This window comes from Microbacterium sp. C23T (assembly GCF_053345975.1).
Genome location: NZ_JBKFBD010000064.1, coordinates 1 through 5119, shown reverse-complemented (window position 1 = coordinate 5119; position 5119 = coordinate 1). Strand labels below are relative to the sequence as shown.

The following is a 5119-nucleotide window of genomic DNA, read 5'->3' as shown; positions in this document are numbered from 1 at the left end:
CCGCGGCCGACGGCCCGGCGGGGGCCCCGGCGCCCCCCCCCGCCGTCGTCGCGGCCACGGCGGCGGCGGCCAGGCGGGCGTCGCGACGGAGGGCCCCGCCCTGTTGCGCCGGGGTCGGAAGGGCCGGGGAGAAGACCTGGGTGGGGGCGGTGACCGGCCCCAGGGCGGGGACTGCGACGGGCGCGGTCGCGGGGTCGGCGTTCTCGCGGGCGATGGTGTTCTCCATCGCCGCCAGCCGGGACGCCGCCGACACGACTTCGAGCGCAGTGGGCCGATCGTCCGGGCGGATCGCCGTCATCCCGCGCAGCAGACCCTTCCACGAGGGGTGGAGCGACTCCGGGATCTTCGGCGCCGACGAGAGCCGCGCCATGACCGTCCCGATGCCCTCGGCCTCGCCGAATGGGCGTTCGCCGGTGAGCGCCTCGATCAGGAGGAGGCCGAAGGCGTAGATGTCGGCGGGCGGGGCGGGCACGACGCCGCGCGCCTGCTCCGGCGCGACGTACGCCATCGTCCCGACGATGACACCCGGGGTCGTGACACGAGCCGAGTCCAACAGGTAGGCGATGCCGAAGTCGGCCAGCTTCGCGCGCCACTCCCACCCGGGTCGCGGGGACGACCAGAGGAGCACATTCGAGGGCTTGATGTCACGGTGCACGACGCCGTGGTCGTGCGCGACGTGCAGCCCCTCCGCGATGTCGATCGCGATCGACGCGACGACCCGCGGATCGACCGGCCCGCGCGCGATCAGGTCTCGCAGAGTGATGCCGTCGACGTGCTCCATCACCAGGTAGCTGACCTCATCCGTGCCGACGCGGGCATCGAACACGGTGACGAGCGAATGATGACTGAGAGAAGCGAGGAGCGTCGTCTCCGACAATGCGCGCTCGACGGAGCTCACGCCGTCCGTGGGCTCGCGGAACACCTTCACGGCGACCGAACGCTGGAGGTGGGTGTCGTCGGCGCGGTAGACGCGTGCCATGCCGCCTTCGCCGATGCGTTCGCGCAGCAGGTAGCGGTCATCGAGGAGCTCGCCGGTGGAGAGCTCTCCGGACGCGAGCAGGTCAGTCACATGTCCTCCCACCCGATGCCCGCACCCCTCCGGCGCCGCACCGGGCCTGGATCCACCGTACGGAGCGCCGCCTCCGCAGACCGCGGGGTTGACGAGACGCCGCCTCCGTGCAAGACGCACCACGAGGCCGCCGACGCACCTCGCAGCGTCGGCGGCCTCGTGCCCCCCGCATGGCCGGCGTGACGCCGGCGTTCGGTCACTGAGCCGGAGGCATCAGGACCGCGTCGATGAGGTACACGGTGGCGTTGGCGGTCTGCACGCCGCCGCAGATCACGTTGGCGTCATTGACCTTCCACATGTCGCCCTCGCCCGTGACCTCGAGGTCGGAACCCTGCACCGTGGTGTGGGTGCCCGCGATGTCGGCCGGCTCGATCCGGCCCGGCACCACGTGATAGGTGAGGATCGACGTCAGCGTCGCGCTGTCGGTCTTCAGCGACTCGATGGTGGCGGGGTCGATCATCGCGAACGCGTCGTCCACCGGCGCGAACACGGTGAACTCGTCGCCATTCAGGGTGTCGACGAGGTTCACGTCCGGATTGAGCTGTCCGCTCACGGCGGCCGTCAGCGTCGTGAGCATCGGATTGTTGGATGCCGCGATCGCGACCGGATCGGCCGACATGCCTTCGATCGAGCCGTCGCCGTCCGGCACGGCTTCGGCGTACGCCGCGCAGCCGGGGCCGACCAGGTCGGCGGCGGGATCGGCCGTCATCGGCTCCTCGCTCGCCTCCATCGAGGGCGTCGACGTCGAAGGTTCGGTCGTCGGCTCTGCGGTCGATCCGCCCATCGAACAGGCGGACAGCGCGAAGGTCGCGGCGACGGCGAGCATCAGCCCTGCCGAAACGCGCTTCCCGGTGATGCGAGACATGTCTTCCTCCTCTATGCGGTCCTCGGACCGCGTTCTGCGTGTCCCCGGTGCGGGGAGCGTGCCGCGGAGGCGGCTACACGGACTGTTCGGAGGGGTCGCCGCATCGGATTGCGATCGGACCAAACGGATGCTGCGGCCCCGGGGTCGGAGCATCCGTCTCCGGTCGCGGCAATCCGAACGCGAGGCCGGGGCGAACAACCTGGGGACGCACAAGGGGGACGCATGGAGCTCATCGTCATCGGTCTGCGGGGCGGCGGTGCGCAGTCGGCGCGTGGGGACCGCGAGACGCCCGAGGTGTCGCCCGGGGGTGGAAGTGTACTTGTTCAGCTTCGGATGAGGCCACGCCCGGTCGGAGGGAGATGCGTAAGGCATGCTGGTGGACATGGTGATCGATGGAATCGACGTGCCCGAAGACGGCACCGAACCCGTCGACCACATCGGGGAGCTGCTGCAGCGTGCCGCCGGCGGCGACCAGGCGGCGTTCGCCCGCGTCTACGACATGCTCTCGCCCCGCGTCTTCGGCCTGATCCTTCGTGTGCTCGTCGACCGTGCGCAGAGCGAGGAGGTGCTGCAGGAGGTCTTCCTCGAGGTGTGGCAATCCGCTGCGCGGTTCGCTCCGAACAGAGGTCAGGGAAGATCGTGGGTGCTGACGATCGCGCACCGCCGAGCCGTCGACCGCGTGAGGTCGTCGCAGGCGAGCACGGATCGCGACGTGCGCGCGGGGTTCCGAGACCTCGACGTCGCCCACGACGGGGTCGCGGAGCAGGTCGAGCTCCGCATCGAGGGGGAGAAGGTCGCAGTGGCGCTCTCGGGCCTTCCCGACGCCCAGCGGGAGGCGCTCACCCTCGCGTACTACGGGGGTTACAGTCAGAGCGAGATCGCGGCCCTGGTGGGGGCGCCGCTGGGGACGATCAAGACGAGGATGCGGGACGGCCTGTCGCGCCTCCGGGCCGAGATGGGGGTGACCGCGTGATGGACGAGCAGGAGTTCGCCGAGCTCGCCGCAGGCGCTGCGCTGAACGCGCTGTCGCCCGCCGACCGCGCGGCCTTCGAGGCGGCGCGCCGCGAGCACCCCGAATGGGACCACTGGACCGAGACGGATGCCGCCACAGCCGCGGCGCTCGCCGACACCGTCTCCGACGCCGTGCCTCCGCTGACGCTGCGCTCCACGCTGCTCTCTCGGATCGCGACGACTCCGCAGCTGCCGGCCATGGACGCGGCGGTGGCCGCGACGGCCGACCCTGTCGACCGCTGGGCGCCGGCCCCGCCGTCCGACCCGGATCGGCGCGGCGATGAGCCGCCGGTCGAGCCGCCCCCGCCGACGGCGGTGATCCAGGCGGTGTCGCGCCGTCGCTGGACCCGTGGAATCCTGACGCTCGCGGCCTCCATGGTGCTGCTCGTCGCGCTCGGCCTCGGGGCCGTGCAGATCAACGAGTATATGAACCGGCCGCCGGAGGTCGTGGCGCTGCAGCAGATCGAGGACGCCCCCGACGCCCGGTCGGCGACGGTCGAGGTCGCGGACGGCGGCACCTCGACGGCGCACTGGTCGGAGTCCGTGGGCAAAGTCGTCGTGGTGTCGCAGGGACTGCCGCAGATCGCCGACGACGAGAGCTTCGAGCTCTGGTTCGTGCGCGACGGCGCCGCGGTGCCCGCAGGGGTGTTCGAGCCCACGGACGGGACGACGACCGCGCTACTCGAGGGCGCGATGGAACCCGGCGACGTGATCGCGGTGACGATCGAACCCCAGGGCGGTTCGCCGACGGGGGAGCCTTCGTCCGACCCGATCGTGACGATCCCGACCGCCTGACGCCGGCGACTTGCGCCTGGTCGCGGAGCACGTCGAAGCGCGGCGCGACGCCGCCGATCCGGGTAGCGTGAGGCCGTGGCATCCGTCCCCCAGACGACCCAGACCCTCGCGCACCTGCGCCGCGCGCGCGACCTCATGGATCGCGACTACGCGCAGCCGCTCGACGTGCCGACGATGGCGACGAAAGCGCTCATGTCGCCCGCGCACTTCTCGCGCGAGTTCAAGGCCGCGTACGGTGAGACGCCCTATGCGTACCTGATGACCCGGCGCATCGAGCGCGCCATGGCGCTGCTGCGCGAAGGCATGTCGGTGACGGATGCCTGCACCGCCGTCGGCGCGACCTCGCTCGGCTCGTTCAGCTCGACCTTTACCGAGATCGTCGGCGAGACGCCGAGCTCGTACCGGTCCCGCCCGCATGACGCCGCCGAGGCGATGCCGCTCTGCGTCGCGAAGATCCTCACGCGCCCGACCCGCTACGCCTGAATCGAACCGAGCAGGATCGGAGAAGCGCGCGGGGCGGCGTCGCCGTAGCGTGGCAGCCATGACGAACATCGCCCTGGCGTACAGCCCCATCACCGTCGACGACGTCGACGCCGCCATCCCCTTCTACCGCGACGGACTCGGCCTCGAGGTCGTGAACGACGTCGCCTACGACGGCCACCGCTGGGTGAGCTTCGGGTTCCCCGGTCAGCCCGGCCTCTCGCTCGTGGTCTCCGACCCGACCGCGGGCCGCTCGCCCGAGGACGGCGACGCGCTGCAGCGCCTCGTCGTGAAGGGCTCAGGCCCCGGACCCTACGTGTTCACAACGTCCGACCTCGACGCCACCTTCGAGAAGCTGCGCGCCTTCGGCGCCGAGGTGCTGCAGGAGCCCAAGGAGCAGGGCTGGGGTCCGCGCGACGCCGCCTTCCGCGACCCGGCGGGCAACCACATCCGCCTCAACCAGGTCTGAGACGGGCGGGCGACGTGTGCCTGCCGTGGGTCGCCGCCATGCAGCGCGAGCCCGTGCTCGTGGCGGCGAGTAGCCTGGACGGAATGAGCGACTCGTCCAGGGAGTTCCACAAGCCCGTCCGCCGACCGGCCGAACTCTTCGACCGCGTGTTCGCCGCCGAGGACCCCGCCGAGGTCTCCCGCGTCGCGCACACGACCGCGCATGCCCTGCTCGCCCGCGTGCGGGCCGACCCCGACGGAACGGTGGTCGACCGGCTCGTCGCTTTCACCGACGAGCACGGCATCGACGACCTCGCCGAGCTGTGGTCGCGATCGCCGGCGAAGACGCTTCCGGGCGCCCTGTGGCGGCTGTACCTCGTGCAGCTCATGATCCACGACGACCCGCGCACGGCCGCGCTCCTCTACGAGCGCGGCCGTGCCGAGCTCCGCTC

General features: G+C 71.6%; 6 protein-coding genes and 1 pseudogene. 5 read left to right on the top strand and 2 right to left on the bottom strand.

Annotated features, from left to right (window positions below; genetic code table 11):
- Window positions 1-1069: serine/threonine-protein kinase (locus ACLBXX_RS20620; protein ID WP_447659542.1), on the bottom strand; the 1069-nt coding region annotated here is incomplete at its 3' end.
- 196 nt (window positions 1070-1265) lie between these two features.
- A complete protein-coding gene (locus ACLBXX_RS20615; protein WP_447659541.1) occupies window positions 1266-1934 on the bottom strand; it encodes a fasciclin domain-containing protein in 669 nt (222 codons plus the stop codon).
- A 370-nt stretch (window positions 1935-2304) separates the two neighbouring features.
- Here ACLBXX_RS20615 and sigK point away from each other — a divergent pair, with 370 nt between their 5' ends.
- The 5 genes and pseudogenes from sigK to ACLBXX_RS20590 form a co-directional block, all read left to right on the top strand.
- Complete coding sequence (sigK, locus tag ACLBXX_RS20610; protein ID WP_447659540.1) at window positions 2305-2907, top strand: ECF RNA polymerase sigma factor SigK; 603 nt, start codon at window positions 2305-2307, stop codon at window positions 2905-2907.
- On the top strand, window positions 2907-3740 hold the full coding sequence (locus tag ACLBXX_RS20605; RefSeq protein ID WP_447659543.1) for an anti-sigma factor: 834 nt from the start codon (window positions 2907-2909) through the stop codon (window positions 3738-3740). Before sigK ends, ACLBXX_RS20605 begins: the two co-directional genes overlap by 1 nt.
- Window positions 3741-3875: 135 nt before the next feature.
- Window positions 3876-4223, top strand: a complete 348-nt coding sequence (locus ACLBXX_RS20600) for a helix-turn-helix transcriptional regulator (protein WP_045298308.1) — start codon at window positions 3876-3878, stop codon at window positions 4221-4223.
- Between the two features lie 58 nt (window positions 4224-4281).
- A complete protein-coding gene (locus tag ACLBXX_RS20595) occupies window positions 4282-4689 on the top strand; it encodes a VOC family protein (protein ID WP_056369457.1) in 408 nt (135 codons plus the stop codon).
- An 83-nt stretch (window positions 4690-4772) separates the two neighbouring features.
- A pseudogene (locus ACLBXX_RS20590) lies at window positions 4773-5119 on the top strand (DNA-directed RNA polymerase subunit beta); the annotation flags it as partial.